17 protein-coding genes are annotated in these 20,212 nt (G+C 71.9%); 9 read left to right on the top strand and 8 right to left on the bottom strand.

The features are described 5' to 3' along the window. Positions 1-145: 145 nt before the first annotated feature. From ACZ63E_RS26070 to ACZ63E_RS26050, 5 genes are all read right to left on the bottom strand, one after another. On the bottom strand, positions 146-1,327 hold the full coding sequence (locus ACZ63E_RS26070) for a right-handed parallel beta-helix repeat-containing protein (protein WP_465338725.1): 1,182 nt from the start codon (positions 1,325-1,327) through the stop codon (positions 146-148). A gap of 215 nt (positions 1,328-1,542) precedes the next feature. After that, positions 1,543-2,247, bottom strand: coding sequence for a hypothetical protein (locus ACZ63E_RS26065; protein ID WP_465338724.1), 705 nt, complete (start codon positions 2,245-2,247; stop codon positions 1,543-1,545). Positions 2,248-2,637: 390 nt separating this feature from the next. Beyond that, on the bottom strand, positions 2,638-3,378 hold the full coding sequence (locus tag ACZ63E_RS26060; protein ID WP_465338723.1) for a hypothetical protein: 741 nt from the start codon (positions 3,376-3,378) through the stop codon (positions 2,638-2,640). 135 nt (positions 3,379-3,513) lie between these two features. Continuing rightward, on the bottom strand, positions 3,514-4,635 hold the full coding sequence (locus ACZ63E_RS26055; RefSeq protein WP_465338722.1) for an epoxide hydrolase family protein: 1,122 nt from the start codon (positions 4,633-4,635) through the stop codon (positions 3,514-3,516). A gap of 78 nt (positions 4,636-4,713) precedes the next feature. Beyond that, positions 4,714-5,646: a collagenase gene (locus tag ACZ63E_RS26050; RefSeq protein WP_465338721.1), complete on the bottom strand. Its 933-nt coding sequence runs from the start codon at positions 5,644-5,646 to the stop codon at positions 4,714-4,716. A gap of 295 nt (positions 5,647-5,941) precedes the next feature. On the opposite strand from ACZ63E_RS26050, the gene ACZ63E_RS26045 reads away from it, so the two are divergent. After that, positions 5,942-8,596 (top strand): LuxR C-terminal-related transcriptional regulator, encoded by a 2,655-nt coding sequence (locus ACZ63E_RS26045; RefSeq protein ID WP_465338720.1) that lies wholly within the window; start codon positions 5,942-5,944, stop codon positions 8,594-8,596. Between the two features lie 65 nt (positions 8,597-8,661). Further along, complete coding sequence (locus ACZ63E_RS26040) at positions 8,662-8,850, top strand: hypothetical protein (protein WP_465338719.1); 189 nt, start codon at positions 8,662-8,664, stop codon at positions 8,848-8,850. Between the two features lie 22 nt (positions 8,851-8,872). Here ACZ63E_RS26040 and ACZ63E_RS26035 read toward each other — a convergent pair whose 3' ends face one another. After that, the gene (locus ACZ63E_RS26035; RefSeq protein ID WP_465338718.1) at positions 8,873-10,942 is read right to left on the bottom strand and encodes a PQQ-dependent sugar dehydrogenase; all 2,070 of its coding nucleotides are present in this window, start codon (positions 10,940-10,942) and stop codon (positions 8,873-8,875) included. 169 nt (positions 10,943-11,111) lie between these two features. Between ACZ63E_RS26035 and ACZ63E_RS26030 the strand changes: the two genes are divergently transcribed. Next, positions 11,112-13,910, top strand: a complete 2,799-nt coding sequence (locus ACZ63E_RS26030; protein WP_465338717.1) for a glycoside hydrolase family 2 TIM barrel-domain containing protein — start codon at positions 11,112-11,114, stop codon at positions 13,908-13,910. Between the two features lie 12 nt (positions 13,911-13,922). On the opposite strand, the gene ACZ63E_RS26025 is transcribed toward ACZ63E_RS26030, so the two are convergent. Beyond that, a complete protein-coding gene (locus tag ACZ63E_RS26025) occupies positions 13,923-14,486 on the bottom strand; it encodes a TetR/AcrR family transcriptional regulator (protein WP_465338716.1) in 564 nt (187 codons plus the stop codon). A 69-nt stretch (positions 14,487-14,555) separates the two neighbouring features. On the opposite strand from ACZ63E_RS26025, the gene ACZ63E_RS26020 reads away from it, so the two are divergent. The 6 genes from ACZ63E_RS26020 (at position 14,556) to ACZ63E_RS25995 (ending at position 18,998) form a co-directional block, all read left to right on the top strand. After that, positions 14,556-15,449, top strand: coding sequence for an NADP-dependent oxidoreductase (locus ACZ63E_RS26020; RefSeq protein ID WP_465338715.1), 894 nt, complete (start codon positions 14,556-14,558; stop codon positions 15,447-15,449). Between the two features lie 270 nt (positions 15,450-15,719). Further along, positions 15,720-16,385 (top strand): maleylpyruvate isomerase family mycothiol-dependent enzyme, encoded by a 666-nt coding sequence (locus ACZ63E_RS26015; RefSeq protein ID WP_465338714.1) that lies wholly within the window; start codon positions 15,720-15,722, stop codon positions 16,383-16,385. 155 nt (positions 16,386-16,540) lie between these two features. Beyond that, complete coding sequence (locus tag ACZ63E_RS26010; RefSeq protein WP_465338713.1) at positions 16,541-16,756, top strand: hypothetical protein; 216 nt, start codon at positions 16,541-16,543, stop codon at positions 16,754-16,756. Position 16,757: 1 nt separating this feature from the next. Then, entirely contained in the window at positions 16,758-18,119 is a 1,362-nt protein-coding gene (locus ACZ63E_RS26005; RefSeq protein WP_465338712.1) for a cryptochrome/photolyase family protein, read from the top strand. 28 nt (positions 18,120-18,147) lie between these two features. Continuing rightward, a complete protein-coding gene (locus tag ACZ63E_RS26000) occupies positions 18,148-18,627 on the top strand; it encodes a pyridoxamine 5'-phosphate oxidase family protein (RefSeq protein WP_465338711.1) in 480 nt (159 codons plus the stop codon). Positions 18,628-18,719: 92 nt separating this feature from the next. Beyond that, the gene (locus tag ACZ63E_RS25995) at positions 18,720-18,998 is read left to right on the top strand and encodes an STAS domain-containing protein (protein ID WP_465338710.1); all 279 of its coding nucleotides are present in this window, start codon (positions 18,720-18,722) and stop codon (positions 18,996-18,998) included. A gap of 200 nt (positions 18,999-19,198) precedes the next feature. Here the strand turns inward: ACZ63E_RS25995 and ACZ63E_RS25990 are convergent, their stop codons facing one another. Further along, the gene (locus ACZ63E_RS25990; protein ID WP_465338709.1) at positions 19,199-20,200 is read right to left on the bottom strand and encodes a zinc-binding metallopeptidase family protein; all 1,002 of its coding nucleotides are present in this window, start codon (positions 20,198-20,200) and stop codon (positions 19,199-19,201) included. Positions 20,201-20,212: the final 12 nt, after the last annotated feature.

Raw genomic sequence — 20,212 nt, 5'->3', positions numbered from 1 at the left:
GCATCTCTCCCCCCCCCCCCCCCCCACCCCCCCCCACCCCACCCCCACCCCCCCCCCCCCCCCCCCCCCCCCCCCCCCCCCCCCCCCCCCCCCCCCGCCGGGCTCTCGACTGCCCGTCAAGCCGGTTCCGCCATGGCCGGTCGCCTCAACAGGCGAGCGTGACCGGCTCGCAGTCGACCGGAACGTTGCCGGTCACGACGGAACCGCTCACCGAAACCGCCGACCTGCTGCCGATGCCGGCGGCGATGCCGCCGCCCTTGACGTTCCCGCTCACCGCGGTCACGGTGTTGCTCTTGATCTCGCTGTCGGTGACGGTGACGGTCGCCCGCGGTCCGGCGACGTACAGACCACCGCCGATGCCCGCCTTCACGCCGTCGACCCGGTTCCCGTTGATCTTGGAGCGGGTCACGGTCAGCTTGACCTGCTCGCCGACGTCGATCCCGCCGCCGGACGTCCGCTGGTCGAGCACGGTGGGCAGCAGCTTGGCGGCCCGGGAGGCCACATTGCCCGACACGCTGCTGTCGACCACGACCGCCGAGGTGTACGCGTCGAGCGCCAGCCCGCCGCCACCACCGGTTCCGATGCCCACGGAGCTGTTGTTGTCCACGAAGCTGTGGTCCAGCCGGACGGAGGAGTTCCGGTCGGACACGCTGACACCGCCGCCGGCGCCGGGGGCGGACACCGTCGTGTTCCCCAGCACCGAACTGCCGGTCAGAACCAGCGCCCCGCCGCCGCGCACCCGTACGCCACCGACGTTCTCACGGATGGTCGAGTTGACCGCGGTGACCGTGCCGCCGAGCACATCGATGCCCCGGGTCGCGTTGCCGAACACCACGCAGTCGTTCAACGTCACGGTGCCACCCACGGTGGCCACCCCGCCCAGGCTCGCGCCCGCGGCGCCGGTGATGCCGAAGTTGGTCAGCGTCAGCACGCCTGTCTTGGCGACCACGAACGCAGAGTTCACCGCGCCGATCGCGGTCGCCTTCGTCGTGTCCACGACCAATCGTCCGCCCCGGGCGACGAGGTTGAGCTTCCTGGTGAGCGTCGGCAACAGACCGGACGCCTCGATCACGCACCCGGCCGAAGGGGTGTCCACGGTGGCGGTCACTTCCGAGGAGACGGAGTTGGCCTGGCTGATCAGGCTGACCATTCCTTTCAGGTCCAGGCTGATCTTTCCGGTTCCCGTGGCGCACACCGCGAGTTTCGGTGCGGCGGCCGGCCCGGTCGGCTGCGCGGCCACCGCGGTGCCGGACACGGCGCCTGCCGCCGCGAGCAGGGCGACCGCGCACGTCGCCGCACCGAGCCGGACTGGGGTGAAGACGGTCATGAACACGCTCCTTGCACTGGGTCGTGAGACTGCCTCTCCCACCATCCTTCACCACTCGCCGTAATTGGGCGTTGACGCAGAGGGTTCACTCGGTTCAGGGGCACCCACCACCCATCCAGGGTGGAGCGGCTCGCATCCGGCTGGTGCGCCCCGGATCCCACGCGAAGGTCTCGGCGTGACATGACCGCCACAGCCGTACGGGGCAAGGAGAAGGGTTATTCGTAGACGACGTAGGACGGCGTCGGCTCGAGGGCCAGCACTTGCGAGGGTGTCATCAGCGCGGAGCCGTTTCGCGTGTCTTCGTCGAAGAAGAGTTTGAAACCCGTCCGAACCCCGTCGGGGAGATCGCTGGTGAGTTTCCGCCAGGTCGCGCTCTTGGCGGACGCCGAGCCGATTCCGTCCACCACTTTGAGCGCCGAGACACCGCTGTGGACGCCCAGCGACCGTTCGTCGCGGACCACGGACGACGCCACCTGGTGGTAGGCCATGATCTTGTCCGGCAGCCGATGGTCTTCGACCAGCTTCCCGAGGTAGCTCGCCACGTCGTCGAGTTCGGACCCGGTGGTGTTGCCGAACTCTTCGCCGGGGACGACCCCGGGATCCACCGCCCATTCGGGATCGAGGGCGACGCCGACGTCGGGTTCGGTGAGCCATCGCTCGTATGCCTGCACCTCGGGCAGGAAGTCGGCCTGCCCCGGCTGGATGTTGAGCAGGAGCACGCCGTCGAGCTCCCGCGCGGCGTCGAGGTAGTGCCGCACCGTTTCGTCGGTGCACCGGCTGCGGTACCTGCCGTCGGCGCCGGGCGAGCGGTGTGCGGTCGTGGCGATGAGCTCGACGACCGGTTGGACCGGTCGCGCGGGAGGGTAGGTGCCGATCGTGTCGCGGAGCTTCCGGCTCGCGACGGCCAGGTCGCCCGTCATGGCGCCGAGGGCGGGAGAGCCCGGCGTGCCGCAGAAGCCGACGAGGAGCGGGGGCGTGGTGTCCGCTCTCGAAGACGGCGAAGGCGTGGATTCCGGGGTGGGATCCGGTGAAGAGGCCGGCTGGGGCGGTGCCGTCCGGGCGGCCGGACTCGGCTGGTGAGTGCCGCAGGCGGACGCCGCGCCCGCGAGCGCGAGCGTCAGCAGCAGTCGTCGGTTCACAGTTCTGGCGTGCACGGTTCAGGAACCGGATCGGCGCACGCCGGTGGTGATCGTCAAGAGACTGATGACCCCCTCGGTCCGTTCTGGCGAACTGAGTGATCGAATGCCCGTTCGAGCCGCGGGCGAAACGTGGTCCGTCGCGTCCCGAGGCACAGGGTGCACACCGGGAAGTCAGGGACCGGATCGTGCCTGCGCGGACCTCGCCCGCTGGTGGACGACGACCAGCGTGACGATCATCGCGATCGAGAGCAGTGCGAGGAACGCCGCCGGGGGGAACGGCAGGCCGAAGTCGTCGGCAAGCCACCGGCCGAAGTCCGAATGGTTGAGCTTGCGGCCGAAAGTCACGATCGTGGCGAACGCCGCGGTGGCGGGCAGGATCCAGGAGCGAGAGATGATTTCCGCGCGTGTCGTCCTCCGGTCGCCGCCGGACTCGCCGGGCAGGAACGCGCCGACCACCGCGGTGAGCGGCAGCACGGCGAAGAGCCAGAGCATTCCGCCCAGCGGCACCGCGGCCAACCCGAGGAGGGACAGCAGCAGGATCGCCGTGTGGATCCCGAAGTGCCGGTCGCCGGAAGGAGTCGAGCCCGGGGTGGCCACGAGCATGACGACGAGCCCGGCGGCGACCGGGCCGAACCACACGACGGCCGCCGTCACGCCGGAAGGCCCGCGCCGTTCCGGCCAGGAGTCGAAACCCCAGGCCAGTTTCTCGCGGAGGTCGAGGTCGGTCCGGAGGTAGACGGCCGACAACACCTGAAGCAGGCCGTTGAGCGCGTAGGCGCCCAACAGCAGCGTGACGCCGAGATCGCGAGCATGGGTGTCGCCGTGGACGAAGAACGTGAAATAGCCCCACAGCCCGGCAGCCAGTGTCACGCCGGCGGCGATGATTTCGGGGCTCGCCCGGCGAACGTCCACCCGGGTACCGTATCCGTCCGCCGAACCGGGTGCGGTGGGTCGATCGACCGACACGGAACGCCGGCAGCTCGGGTGCCCGCCCCTGTCGCGCGCGTCGAGCGGCCTTCCGCTGCCGTCTTCACCCGGCCACGGTCGTCAGCGGAAGAGGCGGAAGAACCCGCGGATCTGCTCGACCAGCGACTCCGGTTGCTCCAGTGCGGCGAAGTGGCCTCCTCTCGGCAGTTCCTCGAACCAGCGGAGGTCGGTGAACCGCAGTTCGGCCTCCCGCCGTGACGGCCGGGTGATGTCTCGCGGGTAGACCGACAGCCCGGACGGTGCGGTGACCTTGTCCCGGAAGCGGGCGAAGCTCTCCCAGTACAGGCGCGCCGACGACGTGGCCGACGCGGTGAACCAGTACACCGAGATCTCGTCGAGGATCTTCTGCCGGGACACCGCGTCCTCGTGGTCGCCGTCGTGGTCGGTCCAGGCCCGGAACTTCTCGGCGATCCAGGCGGCCTGACCCGCCGGGGAGTCGGTGAGGCCGTAGCCGAGGGTCTGCGGCCGGGTCGCCTGCACCGCCGAGTACCCCCGGCCGGTGCGCTGGAACTCCCGCTCGGCCTCGAGGTTCGCCAGTTCCGCGGGCGTCGGGTCGTCGAACGTGCCCGCCGCCACCGACCCGAGGTTCAGGTGCACGGCGGCGACCCGTTCGGGCGCCACTTCGCCCAGCGCGCCGGACACCGCCGACCCCCAGTCACCGCCCTGCGCGCCGTAACGCTCGTAGCCGAGCGAACCCATCAGCGTGTCCCAGGCGCGCGCGGTGCGCGTGACGCCCCACCCGGTCGTCGACGGCTTGTCACTCCAGCCGTACCCGGGCAGGGACGGCGCGACGACGTGGAAGGCGTCCGCCGGGTCCCCGCCGTGCGCCCGGGGGTCGGTCAGCGGGCCGAGGACGGCCAGGAACTCGAGCACCGATCCCGGCCACCCGTGCGTGAGCACCAGCGGGAACGCGTCCGGTTCCGGTGAGCGGACGTGCAGGAAGTGGATGCCCAGCCCGTCGACGGTGTCGCGGTACTGGGGGAAGGCGTTGACCCGCGCCGCGAAACCGAAGTCGTAGTCTTCGGCCCAGCTGCGGCACAGCTCTTGCATGTACGCCAGCGGGATGCCCTGTGACCAGCCGGGCACCGGCTCGGGTTCGGGCCAGCGCGTCCGGCGCAACCGGTCGCGCAGGTCCGCGATCTCGGCGTCGGTGATGCTGGCCTCGAACGGCTCGGCGGCCACGACGAACTCCCCTCCGTTGCCTGCTTCCTCCCCGGCCACGGTAGCTCGACGGCATCTCCAGCCGCCGGCGGAGCGGGCTCAGGTGAGCAGCCAGCGGTACCAGTCGGTGTCGTAGCGGGTGCCGATCGTCTGCTTCAGGAACGTCCGCGCGGCGCTCCACGCTCCGGTGCGGTAGTAGCCGAGCAGCTGGGTGACGTCGGCGGGGTGGTTCTCCGCCATGTACCAGACCGCCAGGTAACCCCAGACGTACGTGCGCGTCTGGTCGTTGCCGGGCGTGTTGTCGAACAGCGTGCTCAACGCGTACGTGCGCTTCCCGGCTTCGGTCGCGGCCTGGCTGTAGAACACCTTTCGGTAGCTGTAGCTCACGTACTCGGCCAGGCCCTCGATCCACCACTGCGTCGGCGTCGAGATGTTCGCCTGGTAGTCGCCGTAGAGGTCGTACCGGCCGTCGAGGTAGTGGGTGTACTCGTGGTTGAGGTTCTTGATCTCGAACGCCGGCTTCGTGTCGTCGCGGTAGGCGACGAACCGGGCCTGGTTGCCCGCCGCCGACGGGTCGCCTTCGAGGTAGACGCCGCCGTTGTCGGTGCTGATGCCGAACATCGACGGTGCGTAGTACTGGTAGTCGGCGCGGGAGTCGAACACGTCCACCTCCAGCGCCGTGTTGCGGTCGCCGGCGACCGGGCCGCTGTCCTTCACCAGCTGGTGGAAGTAGGCGTCCTGCCCGGTGAGGCTCGAACAGGTCGCGCTCAGCTGGGCGGCGGTCATCCGCTGGGCCCGGATCCGCAGTGCGCTCGTGCAGGACTTCGTCACCGGCAAGACGTCGGCGGCGGGTTTGGCGGGCGCGACCGCGGTGGCGACGTCGCCGCCGGGTCCGAGGGGGTGGCCGGTGGTCCTCGGGTGGGCGGTCAGAGCGGAGGCGGGCGGGACGGTGACTAGGGCGAGCGTCGCGCAGACGCCCAGGACGGGGGCGGCGAAGCGCTTGAGGCCGCGTCGGACCAGCGAATCGTTCATTGTCGTGCTCCAGGGAGGAGGGGAGTGGGGAGGGCGGCTCCGGCTCGGGGAGGGCCGGAGCCGCCCTCGGGCACGGACAGCGGTGGCGTCTTCGTGCCGGCAGGTTCGGCGCCGTCCGACCGCGCGATCGGGACGCGGGATCATCCGCCGGCGCCGCAGCTCTGCCGGAGGAGATCCTCGCTCCGGAGCCGCCCGCTCGGCCATGCGCGAGCCGGGAACTACGGATACCCAAACAAATGCCGGGGCCCGCCTTTCGGCTGGTGCCCTCCTCCCGGGCCCGGCCTACGATGCGCCGATGAGCCCCCGCACCCCCGGCGACCAGGCCCGGTCCACGGCCGGGCTCGTGCGGCAGACCCTGCTGGGGGAGCGGGACCGGCCGCTGCTGGTGCTGGTCACCGGCGCCGCGGGAACCGGGAAGACCACGCGGACCGCGGAGCTGGTCGCCCTCGCCCGCGACGCGCGTGTGTCCCATGTGGACCTGTCGTTCACCTCCGCGCACAGCCCGCTCGTGCGGTCCGCCGTGGGGGTCGGCCCGCCGCCGGATCCCGCGAAGCGCGACGACGTCGGCGCGTGGCGCGAACGCCTGGCGCGGGAGGCGCCCGCGCTGCTGGTCGTCGAGGACGTCCAGCGCGCGCCCGCCGGGTTCGTCGCCCTGGTGCGCGACTGGGTGGAGCGGGCGGGGAGCGGATGCGTCACCGTCGTCACGGCGCGCCCGGAGGAGCTCGCCGATCCCGACCTCCCGCTGGGACCCGGGCTCGCGCTGCCGGCGGCGCTGTCGGTGCGCCACGACCGCACCGCGCCCTGGACCGACGGCCGGGTGCAGGAGCTGGTCCACGCGCGGCTCGGGCCCGAGCGCTGCCCGCGCCAGGTGGTGGCCCGGCTCGCGCAGCTTTCCGGCGGCAACGTCCAGGTCGTCGCCGACCTGCTGGAGCTGCTCGGTGCGACGGGCTCGGGCGATGGGCCGTTCACGACCCAGGACGTCGACGCGCTCGGGGTGCCCGCCCGGCTCGCGCAGCTGACCGCCACCCGGCTCGCCGCGCTGTCCCCGGCCGCGTCCGCCCTCGTGGCGGCGGCGGGCGTGCTCGGCGGTCCGGCGGCCGTCGCGGACCTCGCCACCGCGGCCGGGCTGTCCGTCGAAGACGCCGAAACCGCGCTGGCCGAGGCCGGCACCCTGCTCGTGGCGGACGACCGGGGGGACCACGGGTTCGCCGTGCCGCTCGCGGCCGCCGCCGTCCGCGCCCGGCTGCCGGGCCCGCGGCGGCGGCGCCTGCACCTGCACGCCGCGGACGTGCTGGGCCGCCGCGACCCCGTTCCGTGGGCGCACGTCGCCGAACACCGCCGCCGGGGCGGGGCGACCGAGGAGTGGCTGCGCGCGGTCGAGCGCGCCGCCGGCGACGCGGGTGCGTTCGCCGACCCGGAGGCGGTCGTCGACGTCGTGCGGCCGGTGCTCGCCTCCGCGGAGATCGGCGAGGAGGTGCGGGCCCGCCTCGCGCTGCGGCTGTCCCGCAACGCGATCTTGACCCTGCCCTCGCCCCGGACCGTGGCGGTGCTGCGCGAGATCGTCGGCCTGCCCGGGCTCGCACCCGGGGTGCGCGGCGAAATCCGGCTCGAGCTCGGCGTGCTGCTGCACAAGCAGCTCAACCGCGCGGAAGGCTGGGAAGAGCTGGAACGGGCCATCGGCGAGCTGCGTGAGCGGCCGGCGCTGCTCGTGCGCGCGATGACCGCGCTGGCCAACCCGTTCCAGCCGGGGGCTGGCCTCACCGAACACGAAGCCTGGCTGGCCCGGGCCGGCCGGGTCGCCGACGACGACGTCTCGCGGGCCGCCGTCGCCGCCGCGCGGACGTCGCTGGCCGTCGCCTGCGGGGACGCGGCCCCGTTGCGGCGGGTGCGGCCGCCGCGGGCCGGGCTGAACCCCCGGCACAACGAGTACCTGGCTCGCGGGCTCACGAACACCGCGGTCGGGGCGGTGTTCGCGGGCCGGTACCGGGCCGCGGGCGAGATCCTCGACCAGGCTCGCCGGTGCGCGGACGTGCTCGCGTCGCCGTTCTTCGAGCAGTGCGACCGCGGCACCCGGCTGCTGTACGACTTCGAGCGCGGCGCCTGGGACGGGCTGGCCGAGCGGTGCCGCCGCGGCATGTCGGACGCCGGTGTCCATTCGGACGCCCGCCTGGTGCTCGTCCAGCTGGCCGTGGCGCGCGGCGACTGGGCCGAGGCCGAAGACGTCTGGCCCGGCCGGGAAGGCTTCGCGTTCGTGCCGTACGCCGCGGCCGCCGCGGCCACCCGGGCCCGCATGGACCTGGCCCAGGGCCGGGTCGAGGACGCCGTCGCGACGGTCGAGCAGGCGTGGGGATCGCTGGTGGGCAAGGGGATCTGGGTTTGGGCGGCCCGGCTGGTCCCGGTCGCCACGCAAGCCTGGCTCGCGGCCGGGGCTCCCGGCCGGGCGGCCGACGCGGCCGGGCAGTTCGCCGCCGGCCTGCGGGGCCGGAGCTGTCCGATGGCCGCCGCGGCGCTGCGATGGACCCGGGCCCTGCTGGCCGACGGCGAACCCGTGGCGTTCGAGCGCGCGTCGGCGCTGTACGCGCGGCTGGCGGCCCCGTACCCGGCGGCGCTGGCGCTGGAGGGCGCGGCCGGTGCCCGGCACCTCGAAGCGGCGCTGGCGACGTTCACCCGGCTCGGAGCGGGGTGGGACGCGACCCGGGTCCGCGGCCGCCTGCGCTCGGTGACGGGGGATGCCGAGCTCGTTCGCGCCCGCGGCCGCCCGGCCTACGACGACGCGTTGTCCCCGCGGGAACGGGAGGTCGCCGAGCTGGCTTCCGGCGGGATGACGAACCGGGCGATCGCCGAGACCCTGCACCTGTCCCCGCGCACGGTGGAGCACCACGTCGCCCGGGCGATGCAGAAGCTGGGGACCCGGTCCCGCCGGGCCCTCGCGGCCGCTCTCGGGACGTGATTAGGACGGGTGCGGACGGGGTACCCGCGGCCGGATCGAAGTGCCGGCGCCGGAGGGTTTCCGTAGTGTGGATTCGCAAGAAGATGGCCGTTCCCGTCAACGACGTCGACCGTGCGGTCGCCGTTCTCGCCGCTCAGGGCCTCAGTACCGAGCGAGCCGGCCGTGAGCTGAGGGAGATGGCCCGGGTGCGCCACATCTCCCTGGCCCGTTGCGCGGCGTTGGTCGTGGCCTCCGTGGACCGGGCCGGGCGCTGACGCTCCCGTCCCGGTCCGCCGGCTATCCGCCCAGGGTGACGTGGAAGATCTTTTCGTTGCTGTTGTCGGGGATGCTGTCCTTGTCGCCGTTGTTCGTCGTCGTCAGCCACAGGCCGCCGTCGGGCGCGGGTTCCACGGTGCGCAGGCGCCCGTAGGTGCCGTTGAAGTAGGCCTGGACGTCGGTCAGCTCGCTGCCGCTGATCACTTCGCGGTACATCCGGGTCCCGCGTTCGCAGGCGACGTAGAGCACGTCGCGGACGATGGCGATGCCGGAGCAGGAGCCGTCCGCCGTGGAGTACGTCCTCTTGGGCGCGATGAACCCGGCGGTGCCGCACGTCCCGGACGTGCCCTCGCAGGCGGGCCAGCCGTAGTTGCCGCCCTTGGTGATCAGGTTGGTCTCGTCCATCACCGCGTTGCCGAACTCCTGCTCCCACAGCCGGCCCTGGGAGTCGAACGCCAGCCCCTGCGGGTTGCGGTGGCCGTAGCTCCACACCGGGTTGCCGAACGGGTTGTCCGAAGGGACGCTGCCGTCCGGGTTGAGGCGCAGGACCTTGCCGTTGAGGCTGGCCTTGTTCTGCGCGTTGTCGCCGTTCTGGGCGTCGCCGGTGCTGGCGTAGAGCTTGCCGTCGGGCCCGAAGCGCAGCCGGCCACCGTTGTGGAACTTGTTGCGCAGCAAGCCACTGAGCAGGACCTGTTCCGACGCCGTGTCGAGCTTGTCGTTCGTCAGCTTGAGCCGCACGATCCGGTTGTCGGACGGCGAGGTGTGCATGATGTAGAGCCAGTGGTCACTGGAGAACGTCGACGGGATGGCCAGGCCGAGCAGGCCGCCCTCGCCGTCGGTGTTGTCCACGCCGGGGACCGTGCCCACGCTGGTCTTGGCCCCGGTGGCGGGGTTCAGGTGGACGATGTCGTGGGCGTCGCGCCGGCTGTAGAGGATCGTGCCGTCCGGCAGGGTCACCAGGCCCCACGGGATGTCGGTGTCGGTGGCGATCTGGGTCACCGCGCACACGGAGTCACCACAGGCCGCGCCGGTGGTCACGGTCGTGGACGCGCTGGGTGAGGACACGTTCGCCTGCGCGTCCCGCGCGACGACGTAGTACGCGTAGCTCGTGTTCGCCGCCAGGCCGCTGTCGACGAAGGTGGTCGCGGGCGGCGCGGTGGCGGTCCCGGTGACCGCGCCGACCTTGGCGCCGCCGCGGTAGACGTCGTAGGCCCGGACGCCGATGTTGTCCGTGGCCGCGGTCCAGTTCAGGGTCACCGTCGTGCCGGACGCGCGGCCGGTCAGCCCGGTCGGCGCGCTCGGCGCCTGAGTGTCCGGCTGGCACTGCGGCGGCGTGATCGGCACGGTGGTGCTGGCCTGCGAGACGTTGCCTGCGGCGTCCCGCGCGTTGACGTACAGGCCCCAGGTGACGCCGCCGACGACGGTGAGGTTCGTCGACAGGGTGCTCCCGCTCACCGACTTCATCAGCTGGCCGTCGTGGTAGACGTCGTAGAACGCCACGCCCACGTTGTCGGTGGACGCGTTCCACGCGAACGTCACGGCGTCGCAGACCAGGTCGCTCACGCGCGGGTTGCCCGGCACGCTCGGCGGCTGGGCGTCGCCGAGGGAGGTGCGCCACTTCTGGTTGCCCCCGCCGTTGCAGGTGTACAACCCGACCAGGGTGCTGTTTGCGGTGCCCGCCCCGGTGACGTCCAGGCAGAGCCCGGACTGCACGCCGGTGATGGTGCCGTCGGCGGTGATCCGCCACTTCTGGTTGCCGCCGCCGTTGCAGGGGTAGATCTGCGCGTCGGCGGGGGAGGTGGTGCTCGCGCCGGCGACGTCCAGCCACATGGTGCCGTCGTACACCCGCAGCTCGCCCGCCGAGGTGAACGTCCACGCCTGGTTGGCCTGGCCGTTGCAGTCGTAGATGTTGACACGCGTCTTCGCCGCGGTGCTGTTGCCGACGACGTCCAAGCAGCGTCCGGAGGCCACGCCGACCACGGTCGAGCCGGTGGCGGCGGTCGCGATGTTGCTCGGCGCCGCCGCGGCGGCGCCGAGCAACACTGTCAGGATCCCGACGAGAAGGCGCCGCCGGGTGCTCGAGGAGACCATTCTTCCCTCTTTCACGGTGAATCGGCCGGAGAGCGCGGAAGGCCGGAGTGCCGCACCACTGTGGGGGGACCGCGACCGGACGTCAAGACTTGTCCGGCTGCTTGTCCGATGGGTTGACGGTTCCCGTTGTACGGTGTGTCATATATCAGATTTGACTTGGGGAGGTCTGGTGGAGCTCACCCGACGTCAGGCGCTGGCGGTCAGCGCGGCCGGTGTGGCCGCGGCGGGGTTGCCGGTGCCCGGAGCCGCGCCGGCGGCCGTGGCCGGGCCGGTGACCGAGACCATGCTGCTCACCGGCAGCGACGCCGACCACACCGTCGACTGGGATTTCGTGGTCACGGCCGGCCGGCGCGCGGGGGAGCAGGCCAAGATCCCGACGCCGTCGAACTGGGAATGCCACGGCTTCGGCAGCTACCACTACGGCGGGGATCTGGTTCCGGCGGAGAAGGGCAACTACCGCCATTCGTTCACGCCGCCGGCGTCCTGGGCCGGCCGCCGGATCTTCCTGGTGTTCGAGGCCGCCATGACCGACGCCGACGTGCGGGTCAACGGCGTCCCGGCGGGACCGGTGCACCAGGGCGGCTTCTACCGTTTCCGCCACGACGTCACGGCCCTGCTGCGGCTCGGCGAGCCGAACCTGCTCGAGGCGACCGTCAGCAAGGAGTCGGCCGACAACTCGGTGAACGACGCCGAGCGCCGCGGCGACTTCTGGAACTTCGGCGGGATCTTCCGGCCGGTGTTCCTGGAGGCGTACCCGGCTGCCCGGATCGACCGCGTCGCGATCGACGCCCGCGCGGACGGGACCTTCGCCGCCCACGTCACGCTCGCGGGGGTGACCGCGGCGGCCCGGGTGACCGCGCAGCTGCGCGGGCTCGACGGCACGGCCGTCGGCGGGGCGTTTTCGGTCGCCGTCGCGAGCGGCGCCACCGGCGCGACCTTGACCACCACCGCGGCGCGACCGGCGTTGTGGACGGCCGAAACACCGAACCTCCACCGCGTCGAACTGTCTCTTGTGGACGCCACCGGAGTGCCGCTGCACAGCACCGCCGAGCGCTTCGGCTTCCGCACGATCGAGGTCCGGGCCGGCGACGGCGTCTACGTCAACGGGAAGCGGATCGTCCTCAAGGGAGCGAACCGGCACACCTTCTGGCCGACGTCGGGCCGGGCGTCCAGTCCTCGCCTCGCCCGGCTCGACATCGGGCTGATGAAGGACATGAACATGAACGCCGTCCGGATGTCGCACTACCCGCCGGACACGTTCTTCCTCGACCTCTGCGACGAGCTCGGGCTCTACGTCCTGGACGAGCTGACCGGCTGGCAGCGTCACTACGACGAGGGCGTCGGGGCGCCGCTGGTCAAGGCCCTGGTGGAGCGCGACGTCAACCACCCGTCGATCCTGTTCTGGGACAACGGGAACGAAGGCGGCTGGAACACCGCGCTGGACGACGACTTCGCGCAGTACGACCCGCAGCGGCGCGCGGTGCTGCACCCGTGGACGACGTTCGGCGGCGTCGACACGAGCCACTACCAGACCTACAGCAGCACCGCGAGCAAAGCCGCCGGCAGCACGGTCTTCATGCCGACCGAGTTCCTGCACGGACTCTACGACGGCGGCGCCGGAGCCGGCCTGAACGACTACTGGAAGCTCATGGGCGGCGCCCAGCGCTCGGCGGGCGGGTTCATCTGGGCGCTCGTCGACGAAAGCGTCGCGCGGGACGACCGCGGCGGTGCGCTCGACACCAACGGCAGCCGCGCCCCCGACGGGATCCTGGGGCCGTACCGGGAGAAGGAAGGCAGCTTCTTCACGATCAAGGACATCTGGTCGCCGGTCCAGCTGGCCAGCCCGGGCTACTACGACTCGGTGTTCCCTGCGTCGTTCGACAAGACCGTGAAGCTGGTCAACCGGTACGACTTCACGAACCTCCGGGAGTGCCGGTTCGCCTGGCAGCTGGTGGCTTTCCCGGCGCCGGGCGCGGAAACCGGCCACCGGGTCCTGTCCGGGGGCGAAGCCGGCGCGCCGGACGTCGCCCCGGGGGCGACCGGTGCGGTGACCCTCGGCCTGCCCGCCGACTGGACGGGCGCCGACGCGCTGCGGCTGACCGTGACCGACCCGGCTGGCCGGGAGGTCGCCGCCTGGACGTGGCGCATCCGGAAGGCGCCGGACTTCGCCGCGCGCCTGGTCAGGCCGGCGACCACGGGCGGAGTGACCGCCACCGAGACCGCCACCGCGGTGACGCTCGTCGCCGGAGCCGTCCGGGTCACCGTCGGCAAGGCCGACGGACGGCTGGCCGGTGCGCGCCGCGGAAGCACGCCGGTGTCACTGGCCAACGGTCCCGCCCCGGCGCACGGGACGGCGGCGCTCACCGGGTTCAGCCATTTCCGTGACGGCACCGGCTGGGTCGTGCGAGCGGACTACAGCGGCGCCCTGACGTCGGTGCGCTGGCGCCTCGACGCCAACGGCTGGCTGCGGCTGGACTATCACTACCGCGCCACCGGCGACCACGATTTCCTCGGGGTGAACTTCGACTACCCGGAGGCGAACGTCCGGGGCCTCACCTGGCTCGGCGACGGGCCCTACCGCGTCTACAAGAACCGGCTGCGCGGCGTGTCACCCGATGTTTGGCGCAAGCCGTACGACAACACCGCGACCGGGGCGAGCGGGTTCGCGTACCCGGAGTTCAAGGGCTACCACGCGCGGACCTGCTGGGCCGTGCTGGACACCGCCGAAGGCACGATCACGATGGTCGCCGAGGAAGAGGGCATGTACCTGCGGTTGTTCACGCCGGCGGTAGGGCCGGATCCGCAGCACGCCGTGGTCGCCTACCCCGCCGGCGGCCTCTCGCTGCTCGACGGGATCGCACCGATCGGCAACAAGTTCCACAGCGTCACGTCGCTGGGGCCGGAGAGCGGCCCGAACGCCGCTGCCGGGGACTACCACCGCACGGTGTACTTCCGCTTCGACGGGTGACTGCCGCGGTCGTCACTTCGGAGCTTCCCAGGCGGCTTCGACCATCCGGAAGATCTCGTCCAGCGCGGCCCCGGGGTCGGCGGCGTCGCGGGCGATCGCGTAGGCGTCGACGACGAACCGTGCGATGGCCCGGCACGCGGTGGGAGAGCGGTCCAGGTCGGTGGTGATGGTCGTGGCCAGTGCGTCGGCGTACCGCAGCAGCATGGCGTCCTCGTAGGCCCGCAGCGCGGCCGAGGAGCTGATCATGCGCCGGAGAGGAGCCCGGTCGCGCGCCGCGCAGTGGCGGACCATGGCGTGGACTTCGCGGTGCAGCGCGGGGATGAGCGGTTCGCCGGCGCGGTCGGTGACGGCCCGGGTGAGCCGCTGTTCGAAGTCCTCGTCCTGCGCGAACACCAGTGCCTCTTTCGAGGCGAAGTGGGCGAAGACGGTGGTGACGGCGACATCGGCTTCGGCGGCCACGTCGCGGATTCCCACCGGGTCGTACCCGCGGTCGAGGAACAGGTGCAAGGCGGTGTCGGCGATCTTCTGCCGGGTCGCGGCTTTCTTGCGCTCGCGGCGTCCTGGTGGCGCGGTCACCGGCGGAGACTATCAGGTCGCTAAAACTATCCGTTCTGAAAAGCTAACCGTTAGTGTTATGGTCGGCGCATGAAGATGATCAGCTTCGCCGAGTTCGGCGGTCCCGAGGTCCTGCGTCTGGTCGACGCCGAGGAACCCCACGCCGGTCCCGGGCAGGTACGGATCGCGGTGCGGGCGGCGGGCGTGAACCCCGTCGACTGGCGGTTGCGGGAGGGCCAGGTGCTCGGGGCGCACCCGGTCGTGCTGCCGGCCGGGGTCGGGCTGGACGCCGCCGGGGTGGTCGACGAGGTCGGCGCCGGAGTCGGCGGGGTCGCGGCCGGCGACTTCGTGTTCGGGGAGGGGATGAGCACGTACGCCGAGTTCGCGGTGCTGTCGGCGTGGGCGCGGATGCCCGAGGAGCTGACGTTCGCCGAGGCGGCCGGGTATCCGTCGGTGGTGGAGACCGCGGTGCGCGTCCTGCGCGAGGTGGGTGTCGAGGCCGGGCAGACGCTCCTGGTCAGCGGAGCCGCCGGCGGGGTGGGAACGGCGGTGCTGCAGATCGCCCGCGCCCGCGGGATCAGGGTGATCGGCACGGCCGGGGCGGCGAACCAGGACTACGTGCGCGGGCTGGGCGCGGTGGCCACTACCTACGGCGAAGGGTGGGCCGACCGGGTGCGGGCCCTCGGCCGGGTGGACGCGGCGCTGGACCTGGCCGGCTCGGGCGTGCTCGGTGAGCTGGTGGCGCTGACCGGGGACCCGGGGAAGGTGATCTCGATCGCCGACCTGGCCGCCCCGCGGTTCGGCGTCCGGTTCTCCGGCGTGGCCGGCAGCGTGCCGGACGCGCTCACCGAGGCCGTCGCCCTGATCGCGCGGGGAGAGCTCCGCATCCCGGTCGAGAAGTCGTACCCGCTCGCCGAGGCGGCGGCGGCACACGTCGACAGCCAGGCCGGTCACACGCGAGGCCGCCGCGTCGTGATCATCTGACCGCGCGCCGTGATGTGGGCCACTGTCGTCCGGTTCGTCGGGGAGTTCACGCATGACGGGTGCCCGGATCGGGTAAGCCGACGCGTCTCGCGTGCGCGCGAGGCGGCTGAAGAGGTGGTGCCGGTTCAGCCAGCAGCCGGCACCACCGTCCGGCTTCGGCGTTCGCGGGGAACGGGGCGCGCGATGTGGCCCCGGGGGAGCGGATGATCCTGATGAGCCGCCGCGGGGTGTCGCCCGGCGAGCGGCGGACGGTCGTGTTGGACTGGGCGAGTGGATCCCGTCGAGGAGTGGACGAACGCACAGCACCGGGTGACCGGCTTGACCGGAGATCTTTCCTCGGGGGAGGCGACCGAGCTGGTCCCGGCTTGTCCCGAGTGGACGGTGCGGGACCTTCTCGCGCACATGGTCGGGCTCGACGCCGACGTGCTGGCGGGTGACGAGCCCGACGACCACAACGGGGCGTGGACGCAGCGGCAGGTGGACCGGCGTGCGAACAAGTCCGTCGTGGCGCTGCTCGAGGAGTGGGCGGGCCTGGTCGAGCCGATGCGGCGGTGGATGCGTGAGCACACCAGCCGTCCGCTGAACGACGTCCTGATCCACGAGCAGGATCTCCGCGGCGCCCTCCGGGTTCCCGGCGGACGGACCACTCCCGGACTGTCGAGCTTGCGGGACGACTTCGCCGAGCGGTTCCGGGCCGCGGTCGCCGACCGTCCACCGATTCTGCTGGACGGTGGTACCTGGCAGTGGGTTTCGCGGGGACCTGCCGAGCGCGTCGCCACCGTCGTCCGCGCCGACGCTTTCGATCTGACGCGTGCCTTGATGTCCCGCAGGTCGGCCGGTCAGCTACGCGCGTGGACGGTGCACGGAGACATCGCGCCGTACCTGTCCGGCTTCGCCACGCTCGGTGACCTGCCGGAGCGGGATCTCGAAGAATGACGGCGCCGGCATGACGCGCCGCGAGCGGTGGGCCCGCCGAATTCACTCTCTCGGGTCATCTTCGACCGGACTTTCACCTGTGGGGCATCGTCGCCGATTTTGCGGGTAACCCGAGTCGGATCGGTCAAGCCCACGAGATGCAGGTGAGTTCGCAGATGTCCGTTGACAGCGCAAAATCCCCGGTGCTCGACGCCGTCCGGCTGCTGGCCGTGCTGGCCGGCGCCGAGCAGCACGCCCGAGACGGAGAAGGCCTCACCGAGCGCATCCGGTCTCTTGAATACCGGGCCGGAGCCGGGGATGCGTACGCTCACGCGCAGGAGCTGGTGCGCAAGATGACCGGCATGCCGGTCGAGTCGGACTCGGACCGGTGACGTGACGACGTCGCTCGCGCTCTTCACCCGGGACCTGCGGGTACACGACAACCCCGTGCTGCACGCGGCCGCGGCCGCCGGCCGCTGCATTCCGCTGTTCGTGGTGGACGATCGGATAGGGCGCTCCTTCGGGTGCCCCAACCGGGCGGCCTTCCTCGCGGACTGCTTGGCCGACCTCGACCGAAGCCTTCGTGACCGCGGGGGACGGCTGGTGGTCCGGCACGGTGAGCCGGTCGGGGAAGTGCTGGAAATCGTGCGCCGCCACGACGTCGGCGAGGTGCACGTCGCCGCCGACGTGAGCAGGTTCGCCACCGCGCGCGAAGGAAGACTGGCGGAACAGCTCGGGCAGCTCGGCGTGGCGTTGCACGTCCACGACACCGTCGTCACCGCGGTCGCGCCTGGATCCATCACCCCCGCCGGCGGAAAAGCCCACTTCGCGGTCTTCACCCCGTACGCGCGGAAGTGGCAAGCAGCCGACCGGCGCGGGGTTCTGCGGGCGCCGTCCTCGGTGAAGGTGCCGCGGATGGCCGCCGGGAAGGTGCCCGGCGCACGGCAGCTGGATGGCGGCTCGCCGTCACCGGAGCTCCCGGAAGGCGGCGAACGAGCCGGACGCAAGCTGGTGACGTCGTGGCTGCGCGATGGCGTCGACGGCTATGCCGACAGCCACGACGCGTTGGCCGAGGAGGGGACTTCGCGCTTGTCCCCGCATCTGCACTTCGGCACGGTCTCGGTCACGGAGCTGCTGGACCGGGTCGGGACGGGGTCGGCAGGGGCCCGCGCGTTCGCGCGGCAGCTGGCGTGGCGCGACTTCCACCACCAGGTGCTCGCTGCCCGGCCGGAATGCGCCACCCGGGACTACCGGCCGCACGGTGACCGGTGGCGCGAGTCCAAGCGGGATTTCGCGGCCTGGCAGGAGGGCCGGACCGGTTACCCGGTCGTGGACGCGGGGATGCGGCAGCTCGCCCGGGAAGGCTGGATGCACAACCGGGCTCGGCTCATCACGGCGAGCTTCCTGACCAAGACGCTCTACCTGGACTGGCGGCTGGGTGCCCGGCACTTCACCGAGCTCCTGGTGGACTGCGACGTCGCCAACAACCAGCTGAACTGGCAGTGGGTCGCGGGGACCGGCACCGACACCCGGCCGAACCGGGTGCTCAACCCGCTGGCCCAGGCCAAACGCTACGACCCGGACGGCGAGTACGTCCGCCGCTACGTTCCCGAGCTCGCGCACGTCCCGGGCGGCCGGGTGCACGAACCGTGGCAGCTGCCGGACGACGACCGGCGCGCACTCGACTACCCGGCGCCCATCGTCGACTTGACGGACGGTGCGCGACGGTTCAAACGGGCCAGGGAAACGGCCTGACCGAACGCGAAAGTGACGGAGGAGAACCATGAGCGAAGACGAGCACCGGATCGTGACCACGATCGCGCGAGAGGTCCGCACGGCGATGATCACCAGCCGTGGCGCCGGCGGCAAGCTGACCAGCAGGCCCATGACCAGCCAGCAGGTGGATTTCGACGGCACCGCCTGGTTCTTCGTCACCAGGACCGCCGACCTGGTGGCCGACGTCGGCCGCGACGACCAGGTCAACGTCAGCTTCGCGGGTTCCGGCTCCTGGCTGTCGCTGAGCGGGACCGCGTCCGTGGTCGACGACGCCGCTCGCAAGAAGGAGCTGTGGAACGAGTTCGTCCAGGCCTGGTTCCCGAACGGCCCGGACGACCCCGATGTCGTCCTGCTGAAGGTGGACGCGGACTCCGCCGAGTACTGGAACACCCCCGGCGGCAAACCCCGGGCCCTGTTCGAAATGGCGAAGGCCCGGCTGACGGGAAACCGGCCGGACCCGGGCGACAACAACGCCGTGGACCTCTGAACCGGCCCGGCCCGGACGGCGCCGCGAACGAGGTCTTCCTCGTCAGGGTTTCGGGAAGTCCGGTCGGCGCCGCCGTCGAGGACGAGCTGCTGATGGCGCGGACGAGGGTGACCCCGGCCGTCGAGGGCGTCGTCGTAGACCTGTCGGCGGTCACGCTGCTGTCGATGGAAGCCGTCGATGCGCTGATGAAGATGGCCCGGCGGTGCCTGGACCACGGATGTCCTCTTTCGGTGCGGGCCTCGGTTCCCGCGCGCCGGAAGCTGGAGCGGATGGGGGTGGCCGGGTTGCTGCGGCTGGAACCGCCTTCCGACCCGCGTCGGTCTGCAGCACCCAGGCCCTCGACCGGCGACCGCGGCGGTCGACCTCGATGATGTGCGGCGGGCCGGGACACCGTTCGACGGCGTCCCGACCCACTGCTGCGGCGACGTTTCCCCGCGCCTCCGCTCCCCTGATTCCCCTCTTCGCAGCCACGCCCCTCGCCTGACTGCTTGATCATCTGTAACCCGCCGGCGGAGAATTCAACCGCCGTTCCGGTGAAGTCACCCCCGCGGGTGATGCCAGCCGATCCGCCTCACCGGCCTCGCTGCGTGACGATCACGTCGTCGGCGAAACGCAGCTTGGCGTGGACGGGGGCGGAAACGACGAACGGGTAGGGATCTTCCTTGCCCATGCTGCGGTTGAGCTGGTTGAGGGCACGGGACAGCGGGACCCAGGTCTCCAGCAGGCCGTCGAGGTCGTCCGGGTGGTCCTCGGGGACGGCGTCGACCGACGTCGCTCCGTGCGGTTCGATCGGGGTGCCCGCCACGAGCACGCCCAGTGCCGCGGCGGTTTGCACGGTGTCGCGGATGTGCAGCAGGTGGGCGAAGGTCTCCGCCCAGTCTTCCCACGGGTGCGCGGCCGCGTAGTGGCTGATGTGGCTGTCCGCCCAGTCGCGGCCGGGCGGCTTCGCGTAATGGTCGGCCAAGGCCCGCTGGTAGTCGGTGCGTTCGTCACCGAACAGCTGCCGGAACTCCGTCAGCGCCGGGCCGCCCGCGATCAGCTTTTCCCAGTACCAGTGCCCGACCTCGTGCCGGAAATGGCCGAGCAGTGTGCGGTACGGCTCGTGGAGCCGGGCGCGGAGGGCTTCGCGGTGGCTGTCCTCGGCCTCGGCGAGGTCGATCGTGATGACTCCGTCGGCGTGCCCGGTCGTCACCGGCCGGCCGGCGCTGGACAGCAGGTCGAACGCCAAGCCGTGCCGGGGGTCGACCGTGCGGTCGACCACCGGCAGGCGGAGATCGTCAAGCTGGTGGAGAAGCCGGCGCTTGGCCGCTTCGGCGCTGCGAAAGGCGCTGTGGGCGGTGGTTTCGCCGTCGTCGGGCCGGGTCCTCGTCAAGGCGCAGCAGTCGCACAGCTCACCCTCGACGGCGGTCCAGTTGCACCCGGCCCGCTCGACGTTCGCGCACCGGCGGGACTCGATGGTCTTGACCATCGCGCGGGTCCGGCGGTCGTAGCAAACGGCAGTTCCGCAGACGACGCACCGGTCGTTTTCGAAGAACAGCAGGTTGGCGCATTCCGGGCACGTGAACGTGTGCACTTAGGCCTCGGA

The sequence above is a fragment of the Amycolatopsis sp. NPDC104819 genome, from assembly GCF_055583145.1.
Note: the sequence above shows the minus strand (reverse complement) of the source record. Positions and strands in the feature narration are given on the sequence as shown.

Bases quoted from the DNA above. Each gene is read 5' to 3' on its own strand.
- ACZ63E_RS26070 (WP_465338725.1), bottom strand. From the start codon at position 1,327: ATGACCGTCTTCACCCCAGTCCGGCTCGGTGCGGCGACGTGCGCGGTC.
- ACZ63E_RS26065 (WP_465338724.1), bottom strand. From the start codon at position 2,247: ATGACGGGCGACCTGGCCGTCGCGAGCCGGAAGCTCCGCGACACGATC.
- ACZ63E_RS26050 (WP_465338721.1), bottom strand. From the start codon at position 5,646: ATGAACGATTCGCTGGTCCGACGCGGCCTCAAGCGCTTCGCCGCCCCC.
- ACZ63E_RS26045 (WP_465338720.1), top strand. From the start codon at position 5,942: ATGAGCCCCCGCACCCCCGGCGACCAGGCCCGGTCCACGGCCGGGCTC.
- ACZ63E_RS26035 (WP_465338718.1), bottom strand. From the start codon at position 10,942: ATGGTCTCCTCGAGCACCCGGCGGCGCCTTCTCGTCGGGATCCTGACA.
- ACZ63E_RS26020 (WP_465338715.1), top strand. From the start codon at position 14,556: ATGAAGATGATCAGCTTCGCCGAGTTCGGCGGTCCCGAGGTCCTGCGT.
- ACZ63E_RS26010 (WP_465338713.1), top strand. From the start codon at position 16,541: ATGTCCGTTGACAGCGCAAAATCCCCGGTGCTCGACGCCGTCCGGCTG.
- ACZ63E_RS26000 (WP_465338711.1), top strand. From the start codon at position 18,148: ATGAGCGAAGACGAGCACCGGATCGTGACCACGATCGCGCGAGAGGTC.
- ACZ63E_RS25995 (WP_465338710.1), top strand. From the start codon at position 18,720: ATGGCGCGGACGAGGGTGACCCCGGCCGTCGAGGGCGTCGTCGTAGAC.